20 protein-coding genes and 1 pseudogene are annotated in these 24,575 nt (G+C 67.8%); 9 read left to right on the top strand and 12 right to left on the bottom strand.

Features of this window, described 5'->3' with window-relative positions; genetic code table 11:
• Positions 1–11: 11 nt before the first annotated feature.
• From NQK81_RS11810 to NQK81_RS11795, 4 genes are all read right to left on the bottom strand, one after another.
• Positions 12–746, bottom strand: coding sequence for a hypothetical protein (locus NQK81_RS11810; protein ID WP_257488213.1), 735 nt, complete (start codon positions 744–746; stop codon positions 12–14).
• 296 nt (positions 747–1,042) lie between these two features.
• On the bottom strand, positions 1,043–2,464 hold the full coding sequence (locus NQK81_RS11805; RefSeq protein WP_257488212.1) for an amino acid permease: 1,422 nt from the start codon (positions 2,462–2,464) through the stop codon (positions 1,043–1,045).
• A 63-nt stretch (positions 2,465–2,527) separates the two neighbouring features.
• Complete coding sequence (locus NQK81_RS11800; protein WP_257488211.1) at positions 2,528–3,157, bottom strand: DUF2238 domain-containing protein; 630 nt, start codon at positions 3,155–3,157, stop codon at positions 2,528–2,530.
• Between the two features lie 34 nt (positions 3,158–3,191).
• A complete protein-coding gene (locus NQK81_RS11795; RefSeq protein WP_257488210.1) occupies positions 3,192–3,971 on the bottom strand; it encodes an isocitrate lyase/PEP mutase family protein in 780 nt (259 codons plus the stop codon).
• A gap of 97 nt (positions 3,972–4,068) precedes the next feature.
• On the opposite strand from NQK81_RS11795, the gene NQK81_RS11790 reads away from it, so the two are divergent.
• A complete protein-coding gene (locus NQK81_RS11790; protein WP_257488209.1) occupies positions 4,069–4,383 on the top strand; it encodes an effector-associated constant component EACC1 in 315 nt (104 codons plus the stop codon).
• A gap of 3 nt (positions 4,384–4,386) precedes the next feature.
• On the opposite strand, the gene NQK81_RS11785 is transcribed toward NQK81_RS11790, so the two are convergent.
• The gene (locus NQK81_RS11785) at positions 4,387–5,631 is read right to left on the bottom strand and encodes a PucR family transcriptional regulator (RefSeq protein ID WP_257488208.1); all 1,245 of its coding nucleotides are present in this window, start codon (positions 5,629–5,631) and stop codon (positions 4,387–4,389) included.
• Positions 5,632–5,720: 89 nt separating this feature from the next.
• On the opposite strand from NQK81_RS11785, the gene NQK81_RS11780 reads away from it, so the two are divergent.
• From NQK81_RS11780 to NQK81_RS11770, 3 genes are read left to right on the top strand one after another with little or no spacing between them, the layout of a single operon-like run.
• Entirely contained in the window at positions 5,721–7,214 is a 1,494-nt protein-coding gene (locus NQK81_RS11780) for a flavin-containing monooxygenase (RefSeq protein WP_257488207.1), read from the top strand.
• Positions 7,211–8,110: an alpha/beta fold hydrolase gene (locus NQK81_RS11775; RefSeq protein ID WP_257488206.1), complete on the top strand. Its 900-nt coding sequence runs from the start codon at positions 7,211–7,213 to the stop codon at positions 8,108–8,110. Before NQK81_RS11780 ends, NQK81_RS11775 begins: the two co-directional genes overlap by 4 nt.
• On the top strand, positions 8,107–8,955 hold the full coding sequence (locus tag NQK81_RS11770; protein WP_257488205.1) for an SDR family NAD(P)-dependent oxidoreductase: 849 nt from the start codon (positions 8,107–8,109) through the stop codon (positions 8,953–8,955). Before NQK81_RS11775 ends, NQK81_RS11770 begins: the two co-directional genes overlap by 4 nt.
• Positions 8,956–9,071: 116 nt before the next feature.
• Here the strand turns inward: NQK81_RS11770 and NQK81_RS11765 are convergent, their stop codons facing one another.
• From NQK81_RS11765 to NQK81_RS11755, 3 genes are all read right to left on the bottom strand, one after another.
• Positions 9,072–9,716 carry a TetR/AcrR family transcriptional regulator gene (locus NQK81_RS11765; protein ID WP_257488204.1) on the bottom strand — a complete coding sequence of 215 codons (645 nt, stop codon included), beginning with the start codon at positions 9,714–9,716 and terminating at the stop codon, positions 9,072–9,074.
• 87 nt (positions 9,717–9,803) lie between these two features.
• Positions 9,804–11,114, bottom strand: a complete 1,311-nt coding sequence (locus NQK81_RS11760; protein ID WP_257488203.1) for a lipase family protein — start codon at positions 11,112–11,114, stop codon at positions 9,804–9,806.
• An 87-nt stretch (positions 11,115–11,201) separates the two neighbouring features.
• Positions 11,202–12,377: an MFS transporter gene (locus NQK81_RS11755; RefSeq protein WP_257488202.1), complete on the bottom strand. Its 1,176-nt coding sequence runs from the start codon at positions 12,375–12,377 to the stop codon at positions 11,202–11,204.
• A gap of 54 nt (positions 12,378–12,431) precedes the next feature.
• On the opposite strand from NQK81_RS11755, the gene NQK81_RS11750 reads away from it, so the two are divergent.
• Positions 12,432–13,175 (top strand): helix-turn-helix transcriptional regulator, encoded by a 744-nt coding sequence (locus NQK81_RS11750; protein ID WP_257488201.1) that lies wholly within the window; start codon positions 12,432–12,434, stop codon positions 13,173–13,175.
• A gap of 53 nt (positions 13,176–13,228) precedes the next feature.
• Here the strand turns inward: NQK81_RS11750 and NQK81_RS11745 are convergent, their stop codons facing one another.
• Positions 13,229–14,386 carry a thioester domain-containing protein gene (locus NQK81_RS11745; protein ID WP_257488200.1) on the bottom strand — a complete coding sequence of 386 codons (1,158 nt, stop codon included), beginning with the start codon at positions 14,384–14,386 and terminating at the stop codon, positions 13,229–13,231.
• A gap of 810 nt (positions 14,387–15,196) precedes the next feature.
• Between NQK81_RS11745 and NQK81_RS11740 the strand changes: the two genes are divergently transcribed.
• Positions 15,197–17,287, top strand: a complete 2,091-nt coding sequence (locus NQK81_RS11740) for a tetratricopeptide repeat protein (RefSeq protein ID WP_257488199.1) — start codon at positions 15,197–15,199, stop codon at positions 17,285–17,287.
• A 299-nt stretch (positions 17,288–17,586) separates the two neighbouring features.
• Here NQK81_RS11740 and NQK81_RS11735 read toward each other — a convergent pair whose 3' ends face one another.
• Both NQK81_RS11735 and NQK81_RS11730 read right to left on the bottom strand, forming a co-directional pair.
• Positions 17,587–18,804 carry a CDP-glycerol glycerophosphotransferase family protein gene (locus NQK81_RS11735; RefSeq protein ID WP_257488198.1) on the bottom strand — a complete coding sequence of 406 codons (1,218 nt, stop codon included), beginning with the start codon at positions 18,802–18,804 and terminating at the stop codon, positions 17,587–17,589.
• Between the two features lie 351 nt (positions 18,805–19,155).
• Positions 19,156–19,398: a hypothetical protein gene (locus tag NQK81_RS11730; RefSeq protein WP_257488197.1), complete on the bottom strand. Its 243-nt coding sequence runs from the start codon at positions 19,396–19,398 to the stop codon at positions 19,156–19,158.
• Here NQK81_RS11730 and NQK81_RS45370 point away from each other — a divergent pair.
• Both NQK81_RS45370 and NQK81_RS11725 read left to right on the top strand, forming a co-directional pair.
• Positions 19,357–19,710 (top strand): annotated as a pseudogene (locus NQK81_RS45370) (BTAD domain-containing putative transcriptional regulator); the annotation flags it as partial. The gene NQK81_RS11730 and the pseudogene NQK81_RS45370 overlap by 42 nt on opposite strands.
• A gap of 54 nt (positions 19,711–19,764) precedes the next feature.
• Positions 19,765–22,047: a tetratricopeptide repeat protein gene (locus NQK81_RS11725; RefSeq protein ID WP_257488196.1), complete on the top strand. Its 2,283-nt coding sequence runs from the start codon at positions 19,765–19,767 to the stop codon at positions 22,045–22,047.
• 612 nt (positions 22,048–22,659) lie between these two features.
• Here the strand turns inward: NQK81_RS11725 and NQK81_RS11720 are convergent.
• The gene (locus NQK81_RS11720; RefSeq protein ID WP_257488195.1) at positions 22,660–22,995 is read right to left on the bottom strand and encodes a helix-turn-helix domain-containing protein; all 336 of its coding nucleotides are present in this window, start codon (positions 22,993–22,995) and stop codon (positions 22,660–22,662) included.
• A 335-nt stretch (positions 22,996–23,330) separates the two neighbouring features.
• On the opposite strand from NQK81_RS11720, the gene NQK81_RS11715 reads away from it, so the two are divergent.
• Positions 23,331–24,515, top strand: a complete 1,185-nt coding sequence (locus NQK81_RS11715) for a PQQ-dependent sugar dehydrogenase (protein WP_257488194.1) — start codon at positions 23,331–23,333, stop codon at positions 24,513–24,515.
• Positions 24,516–24,575: the final 60 nt, after the last annotated feature.

Genomic DNA, 24,575 nt, shown 5'->3' with positions numbered 1-24,575 from the left:
GCCGCGCGGCGTCAGAGCGTGCAGTTCCTGGCCGAACCGGTGTTCACCTTGGCGCCGGTGAACTCCTCGATGATCGCGACGTTCTCCGGCGCGTAGTTCTTGGCGACGATCTTGGCCACGTCCGCGCTGCCGAGTTTGGCGGCGTGGGGCGCGGATTGATCCAGCCAGTAGGCGGTCCGGAGGAATTCGACGAGCACGAATTCACGCAATTCCGGCTGTGCCTTGATCTTGGCCCAGTAATCGGGATGCTTGGTCTTGGCGACACGCAGGTACAGCTGAAGGTAACGCATGTTCGTGGCCGCGATGTCGCGCGAATTGCTCGCGCCGACACCCTGGATGTACTCGGCGACGACGCTCGCCGCGGGCAATCCCATGAGCCCGGCGTTGAGTTCCGCGATGACCCCCTGCATCCGATACGAACCCTGTTGCTGGTCCCGCAGGTAGATGTCGTCCATCGAACGTGTGAGATCGTCCGTGATCAGCGGCAGGATCTCGCGGCGGGGGAATCCGCCGTGGATCGGGACCTTCATCGCCTTGCGGGAAGCGTCGATCCACGCCGAGACGTACACGTCCCACGACGTTCTCGAAGGATCCAGGTCCCACATGTGGGTCTCTTCGTGGATCGCCACCATCAGGGACTCGGCGAGCGCGTTGAAGCTGGTCTTGTTCACGAACTGGCTGAAGTACTTGTCCTTGGCCTGGGCGATCGCGAGGGCTTCGCCGCTGGGCCAGCGCCGCTTGTACACGGCTTGGATCGTCTGCAACCACTTCGTGGATTGAAAACCGGCCTTTATGTCACTGACATCGGCTTTCGGTTGTACGGGTTCCTCATAACAGAAGGGAGCCGCCGCCGTCTCTTGCGCGGTAGCGGAGACGGGGAATGCGGTGAGGGACAGGGCGAGGCACGCGGTCAGCACGGTAATGCCATATCGGCGCATGGGGACCTCGGTTCACGGTAGGGGTTTTCCGTGGGGGCGGACGGAAGTGTCCCCTACCGATCACCGTCACTTCAATGATCCGGCTCGTACTAGGGCTGGACAGGCTAGGAATTATGGCGGCGAACGGGCGAATCCGTGGCCAGCCGGGATCGGCGCATGCTGTAACCGAAGTAGATGCCCAGGCCGAGCGCCATCCAGCCGGCGAAGACGATCCAGGTCTCGCCGTCGAGGCTGAGCATCATGTAGCCGCAGCACAGCACCCCGAGGATCGGCGTGACGGGGGAGAAGGGCACCCGGAACGAGCGCGGTGCCTCCGGTTGCCGCTTTCGCAGCAGCAGGACGGCGATGTTCACCAGCCCGAAGGCGAACAGCGTGCCGATGCTGGTGGCGTCGGCCAGCTTCCCGAGCGGGACGAACGCGGCCAGCGTCGCGACGAAGCCCGAGACCACCAGGGTGTTGATCCGGGGCGTTCCCGTTTTGGGGTCCACTTTGGACAGCGAGGCGGGGACCAGCCCGTCGCGGGACATCGAGAACAGGATGCGCGTCTGTCCGTAGAGGACGGTCAGCACGACGCTGGAGATGGCCACGATCGCGCCGACGGCCAGCAATCCGGCCCACAGCGGGTTGTCGGACACGGCACCGAGCACGTGCGCGAGCGCGGCCTCCTGGCCGTCGAAGTCCTGCCACGGCAGGGCGCCGACCGCGGCCACGGCGACAAGGCAGTACAGCACGGTGACGATGGCGAGCGAGAGCAGGATGGCCCTCGGCAGGTCCCGCTGAGGGTTCTTGGCCTCCTCGCCCGCGGTGGAGGCCGCGTCGAAACCGATGTAGGAGAAGAAGAGTTTCGCGGCACCGGCGCTCAGCCCGGCCAGTCCGAGTGGGAAGAACGGGGCGAAGTTCGCCGCCCGCACCGCCGAGAACGCGATCGCGCAGAACAGCACCAGCGTGCCGACCTTGATCACGACCATGATCGCGTTGGCCCGCGCGCTCTCCTTCGCGCCGGACAGCAACAGGAACATGGCGAGCAGCACGACGACGATGGCCGGGACGTTGACGATCCCGCCCGAGCCCGGCGGCTGGCTGAGCGCGTCGGGGATGGCGAACCCGAACGCCAGCCGCAGCAGTTCGTTGAGGTACTGCCCCCAGCCGACGGCCACCGACGCCACCGAGACGCCGTATTCGAGCACCAGGCACCAGCCGCAGACCCAGGCGACCAGCTCACCGAGCGTCGCGTAGGCGTAGGAGTAGGACGAACCGGACACCGGGATCATGCCGGCGAGCTCGGCGTAGGACAGCGCCGAGAACAGCGCGGTGACACCGGCGAGCACGAACGACAGCACGACCGCGGGGCCCGCCACGGGGACCGCTTCGCCGAGCACGACGAAGATCCCGCTGCCCAGCGTCGCGCCGATGCTGAGCATCGTCAGCTGCCCGAGGCCGAGTGATCGCTTCAGCGTGCCGTGATCACTGTCGGCGATCAGATCGGCGACCGGTTTCCGCCGCACCGCCGCGGCTCGCAGAGTCATGCCGAGGACCGTATCTGCCGCGTTGAACACGCAGGACAGGAGATCGTTGCTTGGTTACCTGCATTACAGGCTGTTCGCCGGAATCCCCCGGAGTTGCCGATCGTGCGTCCTGCGCCAGATCAGCAGGGAGAGCACCGCGCCGCACAGGCAGAGGAACATGTCCCACTGCGTGTCCCAGACGTCTCCCTGGGTGCCGAGGAAATCGTCCGCGCCCGCGCCGGCGATCATCGCGCTGAGCCATTCCACGAACTCGAAACCGGCGGCGATCGTCACGCAGACGCAGACGGTCAGGAACGCGACCCAGGCACCGGGGCGCAGCGGGGTCCGGCGCAGCAGCACCTCGCGCACGGCGATCGCCGGGACGAAACCCTGGACCACGTGGGCGAACCGGTCGTAGTTGTTCCGCTGGGTGCCCATCAGCTCCTGCACCCATTCCCCGGCAGGGGTCTCCGCGTAGGTGTACTGCCCGCCGTAACACAGGACGATCGCGTGCAGCACCAGCAGCCAGCACAGCAAGCGGGTCAGGGGAAAACGTTTGCGCAGGGCCACCACCAGCGGCAGCCCGATCAGCACCCAGACCACTTCCAGCAGCCAGGTTCCGGGCGACCTGGCGAGGACACCGGTCACCACGAGCACGGCGACCACGAAGCCGGCCAGCAGGATGCCTTCCGTCCGGCCGACTCCGCGCACCATGCGTGGGACCCTACTGTGACGGGCCCCGGCTCGCTCAGTTCAGCTTGCGCATGTCGGCGGGCAGGCCGCCGCCGGCGTAGACGTCCTCGGCGAGCTTCGCCAGCGCGGTCAGCGCGACGTTCTGGCTGAACGGCCCGTAGGACACCCGGGACACACCGAGCTTCTGCGCGGTGGCCAGCGGGATCGAGCCCGGGACGCCGATCAGGTTCACCTTGCGCTCGCCCAGCGCCTCGACCAGCTTGGCGACCTGGGTCTCGTCGAGTTTGCCGGGCACGAAGACGTTCGACGCGCCGGCGTCCAGGTACGCGCGGCCGCGGGTGATGGCGTCGGCCAGCACCTCCTCGGGGTCACGGTCGCCCGCCCGGAGGAAGGCGTCGGTGCGGGCGTTGAGCACGAAGTCGATACCGGCGGACTGGGCGGCGGCGACCGCTGCCTCGACGGCCTTGACGGACTCGTCCAGCGGTTTCATCTGGTCTTCGAGGTTGCAGCCGACCGCGCCGGCCTCGATCGCGCGGGCGACCGTGCCGCCCGGGTCGCCGTAACCGGCCTCCAGGTCCGCGGTGACCGGCAGATCGCCCGCCACCCGGACGATCAGGGCGACCTCGGCGATCATCTCGTCGCGGGGGATCACCTCGCCGTCGGGATAGCCGCGGGCGGCGGCGATACCGTGGCTCGGAGTGGCGAGCGCCTGCGTACCAGGGGTTTCGGCGACGACCTTCGCGGTGATCGCGTCCCACACGTTGACGACGAGCAGCAGTTCGGGGGCGGCGTGCAATTCCTGCAGCCGCGTGGCCTTCTCGGCGATGGAAACCATGCCGTCAATCTAGAGGTTTTCGCCCGGCGAAGCCGATTCCTGTTACGCGCCGGGCCGGGGTGGCGACTGGTAGGGACAGCACTTCGAGGGAGGTCCCATGGAGCTGACGATCAACGCCGCCGGCGACGAACAAGCGCTGACCGAGTTCTACAGCTGGCTCCGCGACGACGCCGACGTGACGCGGTCCGCGACCATCAGCCTCGCGGGTTCGCGGAGCACGGAGGAGCTGGGCGTCTTCGAGGTCATCTGCATGTCCATCGGCTCACTGACCGGGCTGGCGAATCTGGGCATCGCCTGGAGCAACTTCCTCCGCTCCCGCGAGGAGACGCCCCCGTTCACCATCACGGTCGAGGGTGAGCTGACCGCCGAACAACGCGCCATGCTCCGGAACCTGGACCTGCCGCTTTCGTGACCGTCACGCGCCGCTTCCCAGCCACCGCAGCGTTTCCAGCGCGACGGCCACGTCGACCGCGTTCTCCGCCAGCGGCCGGGGGAGCAGTTCGCCGGCCCGCGACAGCCGCCGGACGACGGTGTTCCGATGGGTGTAGAGCCGTTCCGCGGTCCGTGTCGTGTTGCCGAGTTCGTGCACGTAGGCCCGCACGGTCTCCCGGGTCTCGGCGTCGGCGTGCCGGAGTTCGCCGAGTGTGTCGGCGATGAATTCGCCCGCCTGCGCCGGATCGCCGGTGAGCAGCGCGAGCAGCTGGATGTCCTGGTACCGCGCGATCTGCTGCGGCGAGGTGAGCCGGGCGAGCATCCGCTGGGTGGCGGCGGCGTCCAGATGGCTGCGGCGGAACCCGTCGATCCCGCTGCCGGGCCGCCCCAGCGCGACCCGGACGTCGGGATGCGGCGCGAGGTCTTCGGCGAGCCTTTCCGCGCGCGGCTGGGTCCGGCCGGGCAGCCAGACCCACAGGGCGGCGGCGCTGGCGACGACGGTCAGCCGGTGCGAAGCGCCACTCGCCCGCATGAGCGTCTCCGCGGCGGTTTCGAGCTGCTGGGACGACGGGGTCACCGAGCCGCTCCAGACGATCGCGGCCGTATGCGGCCCGGCGAGCGGGTAGCCGAGCTGGGCTTCGGCGCGCGAACGGCTGATGGGCGCGCCTTCCAGCAGCAGGGTGACCGTGGCCCGCCGTTCGGCGTGGGCGCCGCGGGTCAGTTCCGTGCGTTCGGCGGCCATCCGTTCGGACACGGCGGCGACGGTGTCCTCGATGAACGTGGTGATCGACAACGACGAGACGTCCAGCAGCTCGCGGAGCAGGACCGGGTCCGAAGTGAGGTCGAAACAGATCTCGATCCACCGGCGCCAGGCCACCCCCTGGGCCCGCCGGTAGGCGTCGAGGCCGCCGGAGTCGAAGCCGCGGCGCACCATGTCGCGAGCGCCGTCCAGCACTTCCTGGTTCAGGTTGGCGGCGACCCGTTCACCGGGGCGCTGCACGTTGGCGGCCGCCCAGTGCAGCAGATTCGCCAGATTGGCGCGTTTGGTGCCCTCGGTGAGCACGGGGTCCTCGGCGACCGCGCGCATACTGTCCCCGCCGAGCGAGGCCTCGTGCAGCTCCTCGATCCATTCGGCGCGGGGATGCAGCACGATCTCCGCGCCCCGCCGGAAGAGCTCACGCGCCTCAGGCGACAGCGTCGGCCACGGCGATGCGGCACTTTGCACCATCCATACATCATGATGGTGCAGATAGCGCTAGCGCAATTCCCCGCCCGACCCGCATCGTGGAGGGAACCGAGACGAGGCTGGAGTACCGCATGACGACGAGCACCCCCGTCGAGCACCTCGACGTGGTCATCATCGGTGCCGGGATTTCCGGGATCGGGGCCGCGCGCTACCTGAAGACCGAGAACCCGGGCAAGACGTTCGCCATCCTGGAGGCGCGCGGCACGTCCGGCGGCACCTGGGACCTGTTCCGCTACCCGGGCATCCGGTCGGACTCCGATCTCCACACCTTCGGCTACGAGTTCAAACCGTGGCGGGACAAGCAGTCCATCGCCGACGCGCCCCGGATCCTGTCGTACCTGCGCGAGACGGTCGCCGAGAACGGCCTCGAACCCAGCATCCGGTACCACCAGAAGCTGCTCTCGGCCGCCTGGTCGAGCGACGAGGCCCGCTGGCTGCTCGAGATCGAGCGGACCGACACCGGCGAGCGCACCAGCCTCAGCGCGGGCTGGCTGTTCAACGCCGGCGGCTACTACCGCTACGACGAGGGCTTCACCCCGCATTTCGAGGGCAGGGACCGGTTCACCGGCACGATCGTGCATCCGCAGCACTGGCCCGAGGACCTCGACTACGCGGGCAAACGGGTCGTCGTGATCGGCAGCGGCGCCACCGCGGTCACCCTGATCCCCGCCATGGCGGGCACCGCGGCGCACGTGACGATGCTGCAGCGCACCCCGACCTACGTCATGCCGGTGCCGCGCGAGGACAAGATCGCCAACGGCCTGCGCAAGATCCTCGGCGAGGAGCGGGCCTACGCGCTCACCCGCCGCAAGAACATCCGCAAGGGACTGGCGGTCTGGCAGTTCTGCCAGAAGTTCCCGAAGACCGCCCGCGGCCTCATCCGTTACGTCAACAAGAAGCAGCTTCCCAAGGGCTATCCGGTCGACGAGCACTTCAACCCGCCGTACGACCCGTGGGACCAGCGGCTGTGCGCCGTACCCGGCGGCGATCTGTTCGCCGCCATCCGCAAGGGCAAGGCCGACGTCGTCACCGACAAGATCGCGACCTTCACCGAGAAGGGGATCCTGCTCGAATCCGGGCGTGAGCTGGAGGCGGACATCATCGTCACCGCCACCGGATTGAACCTCCAGGTGTTCGGCGGGGCGAAGCTCAGCGTCGACGGGAAACCGGTGATCCTGCCGGAAACCGTCGCGTACAAGGGAATGATGCTTTCGGACGTGCCGAACGCCGCGTTCGCGATCGGTTACACGAACTCGTCGTGGACGCTCAAGATCGGCCTGCTGTGCGAGCACTTCTGCCGTCTGCTGGCGCATATGGACGTCCACGGCTACGACGTCTGCCGTCCCGTCCTCGCCGATCCGGACATGCCGACGAAACCGTTCCTGGACTTCGCCGCCGGATACGTCCAGCGCGCGCTCGACCAGCTCCCGCGCCAGGGTGACCGCATGCCGTGGCTGACGTCGATGAGTTACCACTCCGACATCAAGTTGCTGCGCGCGGACGACATCACCGATCCGGAGCTGCACTTCTCCCGCGTCGAGGTGCGGGAAGCGGTGAACTCGTGACCGACGGCTTCGCCGACCTGCCCGGCGGCCCCCGGATCTGTTACCGCGAGGACGGCCCGTCCGACGGGGTGCCGCTCGTGCTGATCGCCGGGCTCGGCCTGGATCTCACTTCGTGGCCGCGGCCGATGATCGAGGGGTTCACCGGCCGCGGTTTCCGCGTCATCCGGTTCGACAACCGGGACGCGGGCTGCTCGGACCGGATCAAGGCGCCGAATCCCGGCAAGCTCCGGCAACTGCTGGCCCGGCCGCTGCCGGACGCCTACGACCTTGGCGACATGGCGGCGGACACCGTCGGCCTGCTGGACCACCTCGGCGTCGGGAAGGCGCATCTGGTCGGCATGTCGATGGGCGGCATGATCGCGCAGACCGTCGCCGCCCGGAACCCCGGCCGGGTCCTGTCGCTGACGTCGATCTTCTCCACGACCGGGCACCGCCGGGTCGGGCAGCCGGCGCGGTCGACGCTGCTGCGCATGGCGCGGCGGCCCGCGCGGACCGTCGAGGAATCGGTGGCCGGGCATCTGGCGATGATGGGGCACCTCGGCTCGGCCACGTTCCCGCTGGACAAGGACGTCGAAACGGCCTGGGCCGAGGAACTGTGGGAACGGGCCGGAGGGCGCCGCGCCCGCAGCGGTATCGCCCGTCAGATCGGCGCGATCCAGGCCAGCGGCGACCGCACCGCCGAACTCGCCCGCATCACCTGCCCGACGGTCGTGGTCCACGGCGACACCGACCGCATGGTCCACCACAGCGGCGGGCGGGCGACCGCCAAGGCCATCAGGGGCGCCCGCTACGTCGAAATCCCCGGAATGGGCCACCACATCGCCCCGGATCTGGTCGAGCGGCTCGTCGAGCTGACCGCCGAACTGGCCCTCGACCCGGCAGGAGAAACCCGATGAGCGGTGTTCGCGGCAAGGTCGCCGTCGTCACCGGTGCCGGTTCCGGCATCGGCCGTCAGCTGGCCCTCGAACTCGCGCGGCGCGGAGCCCGGCTCGCGGTGTCCGATGTGGACGAAACCGGGCTGGCAGAAACCGTCGCCCAGGTCAAGGCCCTGGGCGCGGAAGTGCAGGGCGCCGCGCTCGACGTCAGCGACCGGGCGGCCGTGCTGGAGTACGCGACCGCCGTCGCCGCGCAGTTCGGTGTGGTGCACCAGATCTACAACAACGCCGGGGTCGCGGGCGGCGGGCAGACCGTGCTCGACGCCGAATGGGAGCTGTACGACCGCACGCTGGCGGTCAACCTCTTCGGCGTCATCAACGGCACCAAGGCCTTCCTGCCGCATCTGATCGATTCCGGCGACGGCCAGGTCGTGAACATCTCCAGCCTCAACGGTTTCATGGCCCAGCCGACGCTCAGCGCCTACTGCGCCAGCAAGTTCGGCGTCCGCGGGTTCACCGAGGCGCTGCGCACCGAGATGATCGCGGGCGGGCATCCGGTGCGGGTGACCGTCGTCCATCCCGGCGGGGTCAAGACCGGTATCGCCTCGGCGGCGTTGAAGGAAGCCGAGGCGCGCGGTATCGAGCCCACCGCCGAACAGCGGGAACGCGTCCGGGTGTACAACGAAAAGCTGCTGAAGATGCCGGCCGATCAGGCCGCGCGCATCATCCTCGACGGGGTCGAGGCGGGGAAACCGCGCGTGCTCGTCGGGAACGACGCGAAACTGGTCGATCGGCTCGTCCGGCTGCTCCCGCGGCGGTATCCGAAGCTGATCGTCGACTTCGAGCGGCGGCGTCTCGCCCGCTAGGCGTGGTCCCGCTCGAAGCCGGCTCCCCGGTGCACATGTCGCGAAAGCCACTTTCGGGACATCAGACGTCCCGAAAGTGGCTTTCGCGACGCACCCACCCTCCCTATGAAGCACGCCTAGGCGTCGACGCTCCGGTGCCCGAACAAGCCGAGCAACCACGTGTAGCGGACGGCTTCGCGTGCCTGGCCGTACGCGTCCTCGGTGCCGATCCAGATGGCCTGGGTGATCAGTTCGATGGTGGCGGCGACGACCGTGCGCGCGGTGAACGGCGGCGGTGACGGCAGCGCTGGGTCGGTGGCCCGAAGCCATTCCGCCGTCCGATCGAAGACGGCTTCACCGGCGCGCAAGGTGTTCTCCCGCGCTTCGAGCCCCGCGTCGCCGAGAGCGTAGATCTCCAGCAACGCGGCGCGGACGGCCGTCGGGCGCCGGTGCACGTAGTCGACGAGGAAGTCGCAGCAGGCGGCGACGGCGTCCAGCGGGGTCGCGGCCTCGGCGCCCACGGCGACGCCCTGGGTGATGAACTCGGTGGTGATCTCGCGATAGGCGGCGAGGAAGGCGTCCTGTTTGCCGGTGAACTGTTCGTAGAACGAGGTCCGGGACACGCCCGCCGTCGCGGTGATGTGGCCGACGGTCGTGGCGACGTAGCCGCGTTCGCCGGTGTTCTCCAGTACCGCGTCGATCAGCCGGGCGCGCTGGGTTTCGGCGACCTCGTCGCGGCTGAGGTTGTGCGGCCCCTTCGGCAGCTTGCGGTGCTCGGTCACGTGCGGCACCGTACCGGCTTGGAGATCCGTGAAGGCCTCCTTCCCTACTGTCAGGGTAGGGAAGGAGGCCTTCACGGACCTGTGCGGTCAGCCGACCGGCACCTCCGGGGCAAGGGAGTTGCCGGGCGCGATCTTCCCGCAGCTGGTCGGGGCCGTCTTGCCCGCGAACCGGTCGTTGAGCCAGCCGATGGCCAGCGGCGCCCAGGCGACGGCCGCCCCGACGTGGCTCAGCGTGTTGTACTGGTCGTACTTGATCGACTTGTTGCCGGTGTCGCAGTACTGCCGCGCGAGCGAGCGCACGTCACCGGCGACCATCACCCCGTCGCCGGTCCCGATCCCCGGCGGATTGCCGAAAGTGCCTTCCAGGACACCGTTGTTGCCCTGCGCGATGTAGCCGGGCACGGTCGGCGTCGGCGCGGAACCGAGGTTGATCTTGTTCACGGCCTCGACGTACGGCAGCACCTTGTTCGGGTTGACGTACTCGGGCTTGACGAATTTCTCCCACGTCAGCCCGGGATACCGGCCGAGCGCGTCGACGATCGACGCCTTTTCCATGTCCTTGAGCACCTGAAGGCCGTAAGAATTCGCGTACGGCTTGAGATCGATGCCGAAGGAACGCGAGACGCCGATGAGCGCCATCGGAATGACGCCGGTCCACGCGACGCTGCCGTTGACGTACTTGAGATTGTGCGACGGCTTGACGAGCACTCCGCCTTCGGTGAAACCGACGAGGTTCTTGTTGACCTCGGGTGCGTAATCCGGTGCGAGCGCTGCGGCCCAGCCCGTCGCGATGGCGCCGCCGGAATAGCCGATGAGCCCGAACCGGGTCTTGTCGTTCATCCCCGTTGCGGGAGACCGCGTCGCGGCGCGGATGGAATCCAGGGTGTTCGTCCCGTATTCGGGCCCGGCGGCGAAGTTCGCCTTCTGGCCCTCGGTGTCGGGAATGACGACGTTGTAGCCCAGCAACAGGGCGGGCGCGATGAACAGCGTCTCCGCGTTGGCGATCAGGCCGCCGAGCGAGACGTCACCGGCGATCGCCCTGGACGGGCCGTGCTCGGGGTTGAGCGAATCGTAGAACGATTGGTACGAAACGGCTTTCGTGCTGTCGCCGGTGAGGCTCCGCAGCACCGAAGTGACGTTGGCGGACGGCTTCCCCCGCGCGTCGGTGGACCGGTACAGCAACTGGGTCACCTTGAGCGGCGTGGAAATGCCGATGACGTGGTAATTGAGCGTCCGGGTCTTCAACACGGTCCCGGGGCTGTACGACGACAGCGGTTCGCTGCCGTCGTAGCTGTAGAACGGATCGGTCGCGGGGGCGGCGGAGGCGGCGGGCGCGGCGGCGAAACCGACGATGAGGGCGATCGCGACGGCCAGCAGACGAGCGGGCTTTCGGGTCATGACTCCCCTTTGAATCATGAAGTGGATCACGTTTGGATGCCCGGAACCTACCAGCCGGTAACCGATGGTGTACAGAGGCGTACATCATTAATCGCGCGATTTCGACGATTCTTTTACTCGCGTTGGGACGGAGCACGGCTCGGAAAGGGTGCGGGTTGTGATCCAGCACAAAAACGGCAGCGCGATCAACGGCACCAAGGCCGTCCGCAAGGAAGTGTGGTCGGCGACCGTTCCGATGACCGGGCTCGCGAGACCGCCGATGCTGACCGTCAGCCCGAGGGTGACGCCACTGGCGGTGCCGACGCGCGTGGGGAGGTAGTCCTGTGCGAGCGTGATCTGCAGGGAGAACGGGATGTACAGGCCCACCGCGGCCAGCAGGACGAACGGGAAGAAGGCCGGGCCCGGCACGAAAACGACGCCCGTGACCGCGACGACGGTGGCCAGATAGGACCGGCGCACCACGATGACGCGGTCCCGGCGCCCGGCCAGCCTGCTGCCGAGCAAAGTGCCGGCGGCGCCGCCGAGGTAGAGCAGGAACAGCGCGGCGCTGCCCGTCGCCGTGCCGCCTCCGGCCCGTTGCTGCGCGTAGAGCGAGACGAAGGTGCTCAGGCCGACGAACACGATCGAGCGGAAGACGACGGCCGCCGACAGCTTCGTGAACGACCTCCAGTCGTCGACCCCTGTCGCCTCCGCCGGCGAGCCGCCGGTGCGGCTGGTCCTGGCGAGGGCACGCAGCACGGGCAGGCACAGCACGGAACCGGCCAGTGCCGGTACGACGAGCAACGACGACATCCGCAGTCCGCCGAGTCCCATGACGGCGGCGACGAGTACGGGAGCGGCCGCGAAACCGATGTTCCCGCCGAGGGAGAACCAGCCCATGGCCGTATGGCTGCCACCGCCGGCGATCCTCGCGACCCGTGCGGCCTCGGGGTGGTAGGCGGCCACCCCGATTCCCGACACGGCGACGAAAGCCAGCGTCAGCGGGTAGGAGCCGGCCAGTCCGCCGAGGGCGATGCCGAGCCCGCCGAGGAGCGTGGCGGACGGCAGTAACCACGGCATCGCCCATCGGTCGGTCAGCGCACCGAACAACGGCTGCGCCACCGACGACAGCAACGAAGCGGCGAGCACGATGCCGGACACCGCCGCGTAACCGTAGGCGCGTTCGGCCGCGAAGAACGGCACCAGCGCGGCGACCGAACCTTGGTACACGTCCACACACGCGTGCCCGGCCGACAGCAGGGCGATCGCTTTGTTCTTCGGCACGTCGCCATGCTCGTCGCGGATCGCGGTGTCGCGCTTCCGATAAAATGACAAACGATGACGGAAATCCGCCACATGCCCGCGGCACCGACCCAGGTCCGCTCCCTGGCCTCCGGCACGACGATCGAGGCGCACTGCCACGACGATCACCAGGTCGCCTACGCCGCTCGCGGCGTACTGGCCATCACCACCGACAGGGGTTCCTGGGTCGCGCCCGCCACGAGGGCCATCTGGGTGCCCGCCGGGACCGTGCACGCCCATCAGGCGCACGGCGACCTCGAACTCCGTCTCGTCGGCCTGCCCGCCACCGTGAACCCGTTGCGGCTGAACGAACCGAGCGTGCTCGCCGTCGGACCGCTCCTGCGCGAACTCATCCGCGCGTACACCGATCCGCCGCACGACGACTCACCTGAACGACGGCGGCTGCGCGCGGTACTGCTCGATCAGCTTCGCGCCTCGCCGCAGCAACCCCTGCACCTGCCGACGCCTTCCGACCCGCGGCTACGCGCACTATGCGAGATCCTCAGCGCGGATCCGGCCGACGGCCGGACGTTGGCGGCTCTCGGCGCGCGGGTCGGGGCGAGCGACCGCACCCTCGCGCGGCTCTTCAAAGCCGACCTCGGCATGACCTTCCCACAGTGGCGCACGCAGCTGCGGCTCCATCGCGCTTTGGTCCTCTTGGCCGAGGACACCCCGGTGACCGCGGTGGCGCATGCCTGCGGCTGGTCGTCCACCAGCGCGTTCATCGACGTCTTCCGCCGCGCCTTCGGGCATACGCCGGGCCGGTACTACGACCGCTGAACGCGAAAACGGGGCCGGTCCACAAAGGACCGGCCCCGTTCTTCGTTCGGTTCTTACGCCTCGCTACGGCGACGGCGCACCAGCAGCACCATCAGCACACCCGCGCCGAGGAGCGCGCCGCCGATGATCAGCGGCATGGTCGCGGAAGCACCGGTGTTGGCCAGCTCGTCGCCGCCACCCGATTCGGCGCCACCGGGGGTGGTGGGGGCCGGGGTCTCGGTGACGGGCGCGCCGCCCTGCTTCCAGCTCGCGGTCGCGTTCGCGGCGACCGAGGTCTTCTCGGACTGCGCGACGATCAGCGACTGGGCGGGCACCTTGTCGTAGTTCTCGCCCACGAAGAGGCGGCCGGTGTCGAGGTGGCCGCTGACCTTCAGCGAGAAGGTGCCGGAGCCGTCCTTGGCGTCCTTGGGGACGTCGACGTAGACCTTGGTGCCGTCCTTGATGTCGGCGGCCTTGATCGCCTTGCCGTCGGCGTCGGTGACCTTGACGCCCTCGGGCAGCTTGCTCGTCAGCTCGGTGATGTCACCGCTGGTGGCGATGCTGAACGGGCCGATCCGGGTGCCGGTGGCGCCCGAGGCCTTGGCCGGGCCGATGTCGAGGGTCGGCTTCGGCTGCTGGCCGATGCCGACGTTGTCCTTGCCCACGAGGTAGTCGTAGACCGCCAGCACGTCGGCGGAGTCTTCCGCGGCACCGCCCGAAATCGGGTTGGCGCGCTTCAGGTCCTTGCCGTCACTGAAGTGCCAGACCGCGGCCTGCGTCGCGGTGATGGCCTCCTTGACGGAGAGGCCGCCGTTGAGCTTGACGTCGCTCTTGCCGAGCGTGCCCTCGAGCGCCTTGACCGACGCCGCCGGGTAGCCGTGGTGCAGCACCCAGTTGAGCTTCGAGCTGTTCTTGTTGAACGGCGACTTGGTGTCCGGGTACTTGTTCCACGGACGCTCGATCATGTCCTGATCGGTGCGCATGCCGACCTCGACCTGCACGCAGTACATCTTGAGCTTGCTGCCGTCCGACAGCTTCAGCGTGAACAGCACCGTGTCGGCGGGCTTGCCGTTCTCGAAGTTGACGCCGAACCCGCCGTTGCCCTCTTGCTGGACGACCCGGCCCCGCGCCGCGCCGTCGTCGGCGAGGGCGGCCGGAGCGGCCATCGTCAGCGCGACGGCCGCGGAGGCCACCGCGATCCCGCCGCGAACCAGAACTGACCTGCCGTGCATGTGTCTCCCATCCGGATACGGACCACGAATGCCAGTGCCGTGTGCGACCACAGGCCCCGACCGCAACGGCTCGCCCGAGTGGGGGATGAATCATCCCATCGAGCGAGAGCGGAGCATACAGAGGTCATACACACGGCTACTCAGGGGTATGGCTCATGTCCGAATTGTCGACTGAGAAGGGTGAACGACAAGAAAACGATCTTGGGCGAGTGGGTGTCTGCCGCGGGTGGGCTCCGCGGTCGCGGCTCGACGCCCCGTCTCGGGTCCGACGCGTGGGCGATCGGCGGGGAATTGCGCGAACGGAAATCGCCTCGAATGGCATGGCGTGAATCGTCGGACCGATTCCGGTACCATTTTGCTTTACTTGTGGATCATTTTAGTCCTGGCCGCTCCTTTGCTTGCGCGTAAGCGTGGAAGTGGTCTCCGGAGGATGGAGTGTCGGATATCACAGTATGTGGCGATGGGCCTCGAAGCTCCTGCGTTCAGGTGTATCACGGGTTCGTGCCGGGTCGTCGCCTTGGTTCTTTCGGGTAGATGTACCGGCCTTGCCGGGAGCGATCCTGCTCGGCGAGGTAGACAGGGAGGTTCGGGGATTTGGCAAGAGTTCCCGGGCGGACGTGGCAGTGCGGCACGACGAGATCCGTGCCCGGTTATTGCGCGGATAAAAGAATATGGCCGTGTGGGGAGACACGAGCATGCGATCTTTGACGCGTGAACCACGACTTTTTTCGTCGTGGGTTTCTGTTCTCGAAGGTGGAAAATCGCGCCTGCGCAATTCATGCTCGAATTGCCGCCGGTCGAGGTGCGGTCATGAGAGATGACGGTGCTTCGGTGACCGTCGCGCGGCCGCCCTCCGGTACGCCGGTTCCCCGGCAGTTGCCGCCTGTCCCCGCCCATTTCACCAGTAGGACCGCTGAACTCGAAGCGCTCGACTCCGCGGCGGCGGGCCGGGAGGACGACTCGGTCGACCGGTCGCCGGCGGTGACGGTGGTGGTCGGGCCAGGCGGGGTGGGCAAGACCGCACTCGCGGTCACCTGGGCCGTCCGGAACGCCGGGCGCTTCCCGTCGGGGCAGCTGTATGCGGATCTGCGGGGGTTCTCCCCGGAGACGGCCGTGCCGCCCGAAGACGCGCTCGGAGCGTTCTTGCGTGCACTCGGGGTTCCTCCGGAGCGGGTGCCGGTCGAACTGGCCGAACAAGCGGCGTTGTTCCGGACCACCACCGCGGGGATGCGACTGCTGCTGGTGGTGGACAACGCGATCTCGGCCGCTCAGGTGCGGCCGCTGATCCCGGCTTCGTCGGGCTGTGTCGTGGTGGTCACCAGCAGGCTGAGGCTGGACGGTCTGCACGCGGAGGGGGCTCGGTTCGTCGACATGGCGCCCCTGCCGGAGGCGCACGCCGTCGAGCTGCTGACGCGCTCGGTGGGGAAGTCGAGGGTCGCCGGCGAACTTCCGGCCGTGACGACACTGGCTGCCCTGTGCGGTCGCTTGCCGATCGCGCTCCGCGTGGCCGGCGCGCGGTTGGCGTCGCGGCCGAAATGGCCGGTGGCCAGGATGGTGGCGGAGCTCCGTGATGAACGGATGCGGCTGACGAAGCTGTCGCCGGTCGGTGAAGCATCGTTGACGGCTACGTTCGATTCGTCGTATTCGGCGTTGTCGCCCCACGCGGCCAGGCTCTACCGGCTGGTCAGCGAGCACCCGGGGCTGACGGTCGAAGTGGGAGCGGCGGCCGCGGCGGCACGGATTTCGGAGAACGAAGCCGTGGACGGCCTTCAAGAACTGGCGGACGCCAGCCTTCTCGAGGAGGTCGGCGAGGACGGCTACCGTTTCCACGATCTGGTGCGGTTGCACGCACGGGCGTTACCCGACGACGAACGGCTCGAAGTCGTGCCGCGTATCGCGGACTGGTACCTGCACCGGATGACGCGGGCGAACATGGTGGTCATCCCGATGCGCTGGAGGATCAGTACCGTGCACACCCGGTACGAGGATTCACCGGCGTTGTTCGCCACTGGGGCCGAAGCCCTTGCCTGGCTGGACGAACGCCTCGCGGACATCGTCGAGCTGGTCGACGAGACCTCGGCTCTGCGGCACGACGAACTCACGTGGCAACTTTGCGAAGCCCTGTGGGAGCTCTTTCTCTACCGCAAGCACTATCAGCTTTGGATCAGGACGCATGAAGTCGGCATCGCCGCGGCGCACCGGTGCGCGGACGCGGTCGCCGAGGCTCGGTTGCGTTGCCAACTCGGTCGTGCCTATCTGGATCTGGGCCGGTTCGAAGCCGCTGAGCTCGAATGCTCACGGGCCGTGGAACTGGCAAGGGGAGCCGGGAGCCGGCACAACGAGTCCGTGGCCTTGGACCAGCTGGGCGTGGCGGCGCAAGGTCGCGGCGACTTCGAGCGAGCGGTCGGGTTTTTCGGCGAAAGTCTCGTGATCGAAGGGGAACTCGGGATCGACCGCGGCGTCGCCCAGCGGCACCGGCGGATCGGCGAGGCCTTGTTGCAGGCAGGCAGGCTCGCCGACGCCGCCCGGCAGCTGCGCCTCGCTCAAAAGATGTTCGGCGAAATCGGCGATGGTAAGGCCGAGGCCTTGACCACCCTGTCGCTCGCGCGGATCGACGCGCGGGCCGGCGAGATCACCGCGGCGAAACGCGAACTCGAACGCGCCGCCGCGGTGCTCGACGAGTCAGGTTCGGCCGTCTATCAGTCCGATGTGCTGGTGGCGTTCGCCGAGGTCGCTGAGCTCGAGGGTGATCTCGGCGCCGCTCGTGGCCATCTGATCAAGGCGCTGGACCTGTGCGGCCCGATCGGCGGGCTGCGGGTCGAACGGGCCCGTGCTCGGTTGGACGCCTTGGACACCCGGCGCGATCAGCCGCAGCAGGCCGAGCCGGCGTCCGGCGAGTGACCACAGATAGGCCCCCGCGCCCGCCAGTTCGGCGGACTCGCACGGGATGACGACCATGTCTCCCGTGCGGTCGCCGACAAGGCACCGCCCGGCGGAACACGCGACGGCGACGATCGTGAGACCAGGCAGCCGGTCGAAGTCGCTCGCGATCAAGCGACGGGCGTCCGCGGGCAGGTGCGGCCCTGAATGGACGAGCACGTCGGCGAGGGAGGTCCGGGTTCCGTCGTTCGCGCCGGACAGAAGGAACGAGGTTCCTGCGGCGTCGATACGACGGCTCCCGGCCGTGGCGCGCAACCGCGCTACGAAGGCCAGCACGGGAGCACCTCCGCCATCGGGACCGGCGAGGCCGGGACCGCTCGGGTGGGTTCGGGCAAACCGAGAAGCCGGTACATCTCGGTGCGCAGGATCGCGCCGGCGCGGCCCGGCCGCGACGACATCAGGCTTCGGACGCGCTCGGCTATGCCGGCGGACTCCGCTTCGCGCAGCAGGGGGAGAAGAGTGCTGCCGGGTATCCAGCGGGGCGCGTGTTCTGCGACGACCGCGCTGGGCGTGCCCGGCAGCAGCGGCTCGGTGCCGTCCACGGCCAAGAGCACCGGTTTGCCGATGGCCGCCGCGTAACCGGTCACGGAGCCGTAGTCGCCGATGACGTGATCGGCGGCGATCAAGGCGGCCCGCCAGCTCCCGTCGGGACGCAAAAGCTCGAGCCCGGACCGCAGACTGTCGGCCAGCCAGCTGCGAACCTGCCAAAGGCTGTGGTGCGACCAGATCTGCGGGTGAAGGACCCCGAGCACCCGGAAGTGTTCGGGAGGAAGCTCCCTGAGCACCCGTTCGAACAGATCGTGGTGACGTCCGAATGCCGACCGGTCGGACCAGGTCGAGGTGACGACCACCAGGCGCCGGTCATCGGCCACGCCGATACCTCTCCGGTAGTGATCGCGGAAAGGAAGGCTGGCGACGAGCCGATCCAGCGCGATGTCACCCGCGACCACAGCGGCGGGGATCGCGCCGGGGCAGGTCTCGGCGAGGATGTCCATCTCGCGGTCGTGGACGAGCACGATCGAGTCGGCGCGCACCCGTCCTTCCCGCATCAGCTGGCTCGCATCGAGCCCGACCTGGGGCCTCCAGCCGGGCCCGGCGTCCGGGGGCCGCCACGGCCGGTACTGGCCGAATCCGCCGCCGTGCGGGACGAGCAATACCGGCCCCGCGACCTCGTCGATGCCGCGCTGGCTGGCGGCGAGCACGAGGTCGTATTCACCGCGCTTGGCCTGCGCCCAGGGCAGGACTATTCCCCCTTGGTCCTCCACGAAGTCGTGAGTGGCGCGCCAGGATTCCCACTCCGGGACGGTGAAGGTCGACTGGACACGGTGGTCGGCCTCGAAGAGCGGGAGCAGGTCGAGGAGCCGGTTTCCGGCTACGATGTGCGGGATCATCACCAGCACGGATTTGACCCCTTTACGTGTCGCCCAGTGCTGGTCGGAGCCATTCACCGGGCTGTGGACCCACGATAACTCGGTCATGAAATTCCCCTCGCTCGAACTCCGGTATCCGCAGTCAGCATGGGAGTGATGGTGGAGAAATCGGCTTCGGCAGGTTGTCAGTTCATTGACAGATGATCAACGGTGATCGCCGAAGTTTGACAATTAAGCCGATGACCTGGCCTTATGCGCGGACTGGTGGAAAAATGATCCGGCGGGACAGGGGTGGCGAACCCGGGTTCGCCATGGGGAAGGGGCGCACTCGTGGAAATCGCCTTCGGAATTCTCGGGCAGACGGCCATGCTAATGCACGGGAATGTGGATGTGAACTGGGCTGGTCCTCGGCCGAGACAGGTGCTGACCGCGTTGCTGACGGCGCCGAACCGTCGATTGTCACTGGACGCCGTCGTGGACTGGGTATGGGAAGAACACGAGAGGGCGCCACAGGACGCCCACTCGACGCTTCATCAGAACGCGACCAAGCTGCGACGGGCGTTCCACGAAAAATCCGTGCCCGCGAACGTGAGTGTGGGTAAAGCGGGTTGCCTGCTGGAGATCGAGCCGACGCTGATCGATCACTTCGCCTTCCAGGCCATGATGGACAAGGCCCGCCGGTTCCGTGAACTCGGTCAGCACGACCGCGCGCTGGTCGAAGCGCTTTCGGCTGTCCGATTGTGCCGTGACGAAGCCTTAGCCGATCTCCGGACCGAGCGTGCCGACGGATGGCGTGCCTTATGGGAGCGTAGTGAGTGGATCCCCGCCAACGCGTTCGTCGTGGCGGAGCACTTGGCGACCGGGCAAGCCGACGCCGCGGTGCGTAAACTGGTGGAACTCGAACAGGCTCATCCGAGGGAACTGAGCTTCGAGAAATTGCGAATACGGGCGCTGGCCGAAGCCGATCAGCCCGCCGAAGCCGCCGACTTCTTTCGGGTGACGTATGCCCGTTACCGTGAGGCAGGGGAGACAAGGGCTGCGGAAGAACTGCGGGCGGTCAACGACAAGGTGCTGATCCGGCCGGATCGGGTGATTTCTCGGCGCAAACCGGCCCCGCTCGATTCCACCGGGCAAAACGAGCACGTGATCCGCCATTTGCCGCCAGACATCGACGACGTCGCGGGAAGAGCCGATCTGATCGCCCTGCTCGACGCTTACACGACCGATTCCGCGGGCGCGCCTAAACGTGCCGCGGTGGTGGTGACCGGAGGGCCCGGTGTCGGGAAGACGACCTTGGCGGCCAAGTGGGCCCATCGTGCGGAACGACGGTACCGGCATGGCGCGGTCATGCTGGATCTTCGCGGGGATAGCCAAGCGGCGAAGGCCGACGCCGGCGAAATAGTCGACACACTCTTGTCGTTGCTGGATTTTCCGGTCGACCAAGTGGTCAATCCGATCGCCCGCGCCGCGAAACTGTCGGCGTTGCTCGCTCGGCGCTCGATGCTCGTGATCCTCGACAACGTGCGCAGTTCCGATCAGGTCGCGCCACTGCTGGGTGTCCTGTCGTCGTGCACGGTGCTGATCGTTTCGCGGTGGCGGCTGAAGTCCTTGTCGGCGAAGCTGACCCCGCCTGTGATCACGGTCTTTCCGCTCGGCGACCGGTATTCCTCCGCCCTGTTGACCCGGCGAATCGGTCACCGCGCGCGAGATGACGCGGAGGGGGTCGAAGAACTGGTGCGGCTGTGCCGGGGCAATCCGTTGGCGCTGACGCTGGTGGCCGAACGCGCCATCTCCCGGGCAGGCACACGGATGCGGACCTTGGCCACCCAATTGCGTGACGCCGACCTGTTGCTGGACCTCGGCGACGAGGGTGACTGGCCGGGGATGAGCCTGAGATCCGCCTTCGCCCTTTCGTATCACGACCTCGAGCCCGCCGAGCGGCGCGTGTTCGCCCTGATCGGCCTGCATCCGAGCGCCGAGATGACGACCGCGGTGATCGCCGCGGCGGACGGGCGTCCGGTACCGGAGGTGCGGCGTTCGCTGGACGTGCTGGTCGCCGCGCACTTGATCGAGCACCCCGCCGACCTCGATCGCTATCGTGTGCACGACCTTCTGCATTTGTACGCCGCGTCCCTGGCCGCCAAATTGTCCGATGTGGACCTCGCGCGCAGGAGGATGTTCGAGTTCTACCTGCGCGTGGTCATCGACGCGTATCGCTTGCAGTTCCCGCACAAGGAGCTGCTGAACCTGCCTCCGATGGTGCGGGCGGCGCCCACGCCCGGGTTCCGGAACGTCGCCGAAGCGCGGCAGTGGGTGTTGCGGGAACGAACGTCGATCATGGCGATCAGCGCGGCGTCGGAAGGTGTTCTCAACGGTATTTCTTACCTCCTGCCCGCGATGGCATCGGAATTCTTCATATTGCAGGGGATATACCCCGACGCGATCGAGGGGCTGACCATCGCCGTCCGCGCCGCGACGGCGCAAGGCGACGTGGGCTCACTGGCTTCGTGCCTGAACGATCTGGCGGTCGTGCACATGCTCATCGGCGCCGACGACGCCGCCGAGAAGTGCTTGTTGCGCGCGCTTGAACTGGTCGACGCCCATGGGATCGCGGTCGGCGTAGCGACGGTCAGGCTGAACCTGGCCCGTGTGCATTTCCATGCCGGCCGGGCGGCCGAAGCGGTCGAAAGGTACCGGAAGGTACTTCCGTCCGTTCGTGAACTGGGCGAGCCGATGCTGTGCGCAAGTGCGGAACATCGCTTCGCCGACGCGCTGGTCGAGATGGGCGGCCACGACGAGGAGGCGCTCGCGCTGTATCGCGAGGCGGTGCGGCATCGGCGCGAAGCCGGTGATGCCACTGAGCTGATGCGGGCGCACGCCGCTCTCGGGGCATTGCTGGTCCGCCTCGGCAGGCTTGCCGAAGCGTCGCTTGAATGCAGCGCCGGCGAAGCGTTGATCGAAGCCAGCCAGGACCTCCCGACGATCATGAAGCTCAACACGGTGCTCGCTCAACTTCGGCACGCGGAAGGTGACGCCCGGGCGGCGCTGCGGCATGCGCATCTGGCGGTTGCTTTGGCGAACAGGACCCGGCACGCGACAGGGCGGGCACGGGCGCTTTCCGCGCTGGCCGCCGTCCTCTGGGAGCACGGGGATCCCGAGGACGCGCGGGAGCTGTGGCAGGAGGCCGCGGAGCTCTACCGCGGGCGGGCTCGGCTGGCGAAGGCGGACGCGATCGAGGCGCTGCTGGCCGAACTGCACGGACCGCTCATCCCGGCTGCTCGCAAAGGTGACGAAGACACCGTGGCGATGCCCTCCCCGCATCTCCGGATCACCCGCGGCCGCCGTTCATGACTACTCACCGTCGTACTGGCGAGTAGCCACTGGAACGAGTGAATGGCTCGTCGGTCATACCACTCAGAGTTGATTGAGGGCGGCCTGCGCACTCGTTCGAGCTGAAGAAGTTTCGCGAATCCGGCCGAGCCCCCGGCTACTCTGGAGTAGTTTAGAACCGCGGGTTATCGCCGGATGGGATGGTGCTTGCTCGCCGATCGCTTCGGCGACATTTGGCGCTTGCCGACTTGCGTCGTCGCAGAGAGAAACCGCAGTTCAGGCGTTCGTGTGACGTGTCGTTACCGGCAGCTGCGTGGAAGTGTGATGGGGCGCTTTCACGTCTATTCTCGGCATCGGTACTCTTCCTCCAGTCGCCCTGTGGGAGACGTCGGCCGAAACCCGCTCAGAATGTGAAAGAGTGCCTAGCGAGCTTAGAGATTCGACCTCATACGGCTGACCCTATACCCGTTTTTCAGATGAGAGGAACCGTCGACCGGTGATCGAGCGTTACATTTGGATCGTGTACTCTGCGTGACCCCTGGGGTCGTGTGCAGTGAGCAGGGCCCCTGGTTCTCCGGGTGCGGCGACGCCGCCAGGAGAACCAGGGCTCCGGTAGGCGTCCGGCGCCTGTGACTACTGGCGTCCTCGCGGACGAAGGACGACGCCTTCCGCGAGCAGGATTCGGCGGGTTTGGTTGTAGCTCATGCCGTGGATGGCCGCGAGTTGCCGGATGCTCCGCCCCGCCAGGTATGCGTTGACGAGCCCTGGCGGTGTTGGCGGGAGCGGGATCTTCGGCGGCCGGAGCGTGGTGCCGGCGGCCAGTAGGATGGTTCGAACTCTTCGATAGCTCAGCGCGTGGCGTTCCGCCAGGCTTTCGATCGTCTCACCGCCGTTGTAGCGCCGGACGAGTTCGGCGTCCAGCGAATCGGCGTCGGAATGTTCCCCGGCGCTGTCGTCTTCCCCGGTCATCAGATCATCGCCGCCCCGCACAGCTCGATCGTCATCCGACGCGAGAACCCTTGTGGTCCAAGCTTCATTCCGACCTTCCAGCCAAGGGCACGAACGCCTGATCCCACACCGCCGACCGAGTAATTCCACCCGGACGTGGGGTGCTGTGTCGGCGTGTCGCGGGCAACTCGCGGGCGCATGATGTCCATTCCGGGCTTGCTTCGGCAAAATTCGAGTGCTTCGGCATAGTCGCTTCGGGGGAAAGAAACCGACGAAAAGCTCGCAGATGGAGGTACCGCCGCTCCTCCGATCGCTGTTGAATTGGACCAGACCATTCACTGGCGATTGGAGTCCTCATGACGCGACGGCACCTCCGCCGGGGGTTGTCCCTGGTGGCCGGGCTCGCCTTGGCCGGGGCGCTGCTCCCGGCCGCGAGCAGCGCGGAACCCGTGGAAGCGCGAGGAGTTCCGCTCGGCGAGCTGACCGCCACGGCGACCAAGGTCGCGTCCGGGCTGGTCAACCCGACCGCGATCACGGCGATGAACGACGGCAGCGGCCGGATCCTCATCGTGGAGAAGCGGGGCGTCGTCCGGGCCTACCATCCCCGGACCGGCCTCGCCGCGAAGCCGGTCCTCGACATCAGCGCCAAGGTGAACGGCGCGGACGTCGAGCGCGGATTGCTCGGGCTGGCGATCGCCAAGGACAGGCGGGTCTACGTCGCGTACACCCGCAAGTCCGACAGCGCGGTGACGCTGTCCCGGGTCCGGCTGGACACCGGCGAGCTCACCGAGCTGATCACCCAGCCGCATTCCGAATTCCCCAACCACAACGGCGGCCAGCTCGCGTTCGGCCCGGACGGGTACCTGTACTGGGGGATCGGCGACGGCGGTGGCGGGGGCGATCCGCTGGCCACCGGGCAGCGGCTGGACACGGTGCTGGGCAAGATCCTGCGCATCGACGTCAACCGCGCGTGTCATCCGCTGAAATACTGCGTCCCGGCCGGCAATCCGTTCGCCGGCGTGGCGGGCGCGCGTCCGGAGATCTGGTCGTACGGGCTGCGCAATCCGTGGCGGTTCTCCTTCGACCCGGCCGACGGTTCGCTGTGGATCGGCGACGTCGGCCAGGGCCGGTTCGAGGAGGTCGACCACCTCGCCAGGGGCAAGGGCGGCGCGAACTTCGGCTGGTCCTGCAAAGAGGGGCCGGTCGTCTTCGACGAGACACGCTGTGAGGACGGCGTGACCTACACCGATCCGGTCTTCCACTACATCTCCGGCGCGGAGGGCTGCGCGGTGATCGGCGGGCACGTCTACCGCGGCAGGAAGTACGCGGCACTGGCCGGCGGGACCTACCTCGCCACCGACTTCTGCCAGGGAACGGCCTGGGCCGTCCGCAAGAAGACCGACGGCACCTACGAAAGCGCCCGGATCGGCGAGTTCCCGCTCGACGCCACCACCTTCGGCACCGACCAGAACGGCGAGCTGTACCTCGCCGACGAGACCCCTGGCGGACTGCACCGGATCTCGTTCGCGCGCAAGGGATAGATGCCCGCCCCGGCCGCGTCCGCCCGGCGCGGCCGGGGCACCCGATCGCGTTTCATCAAG

The sequence above is a fragment of the Amycolatopsis roodepoortensis genome (assembly GCF_024628825.1).
In the GTDB taxonomy this organism is placed as follows: domain Bacteria; phylum Actinomycetota; class Actinomycetes; order Mycobacteriales; family Pseudonocardiaceae; genus Amycolatopsis; species Amycolatopsis roodepoortensis.
The sequence above is the reverse complement of the archived record's forward strand: the minus strand, read 5'-3'. Positions and strand labels throughout refer to the sequence as shown.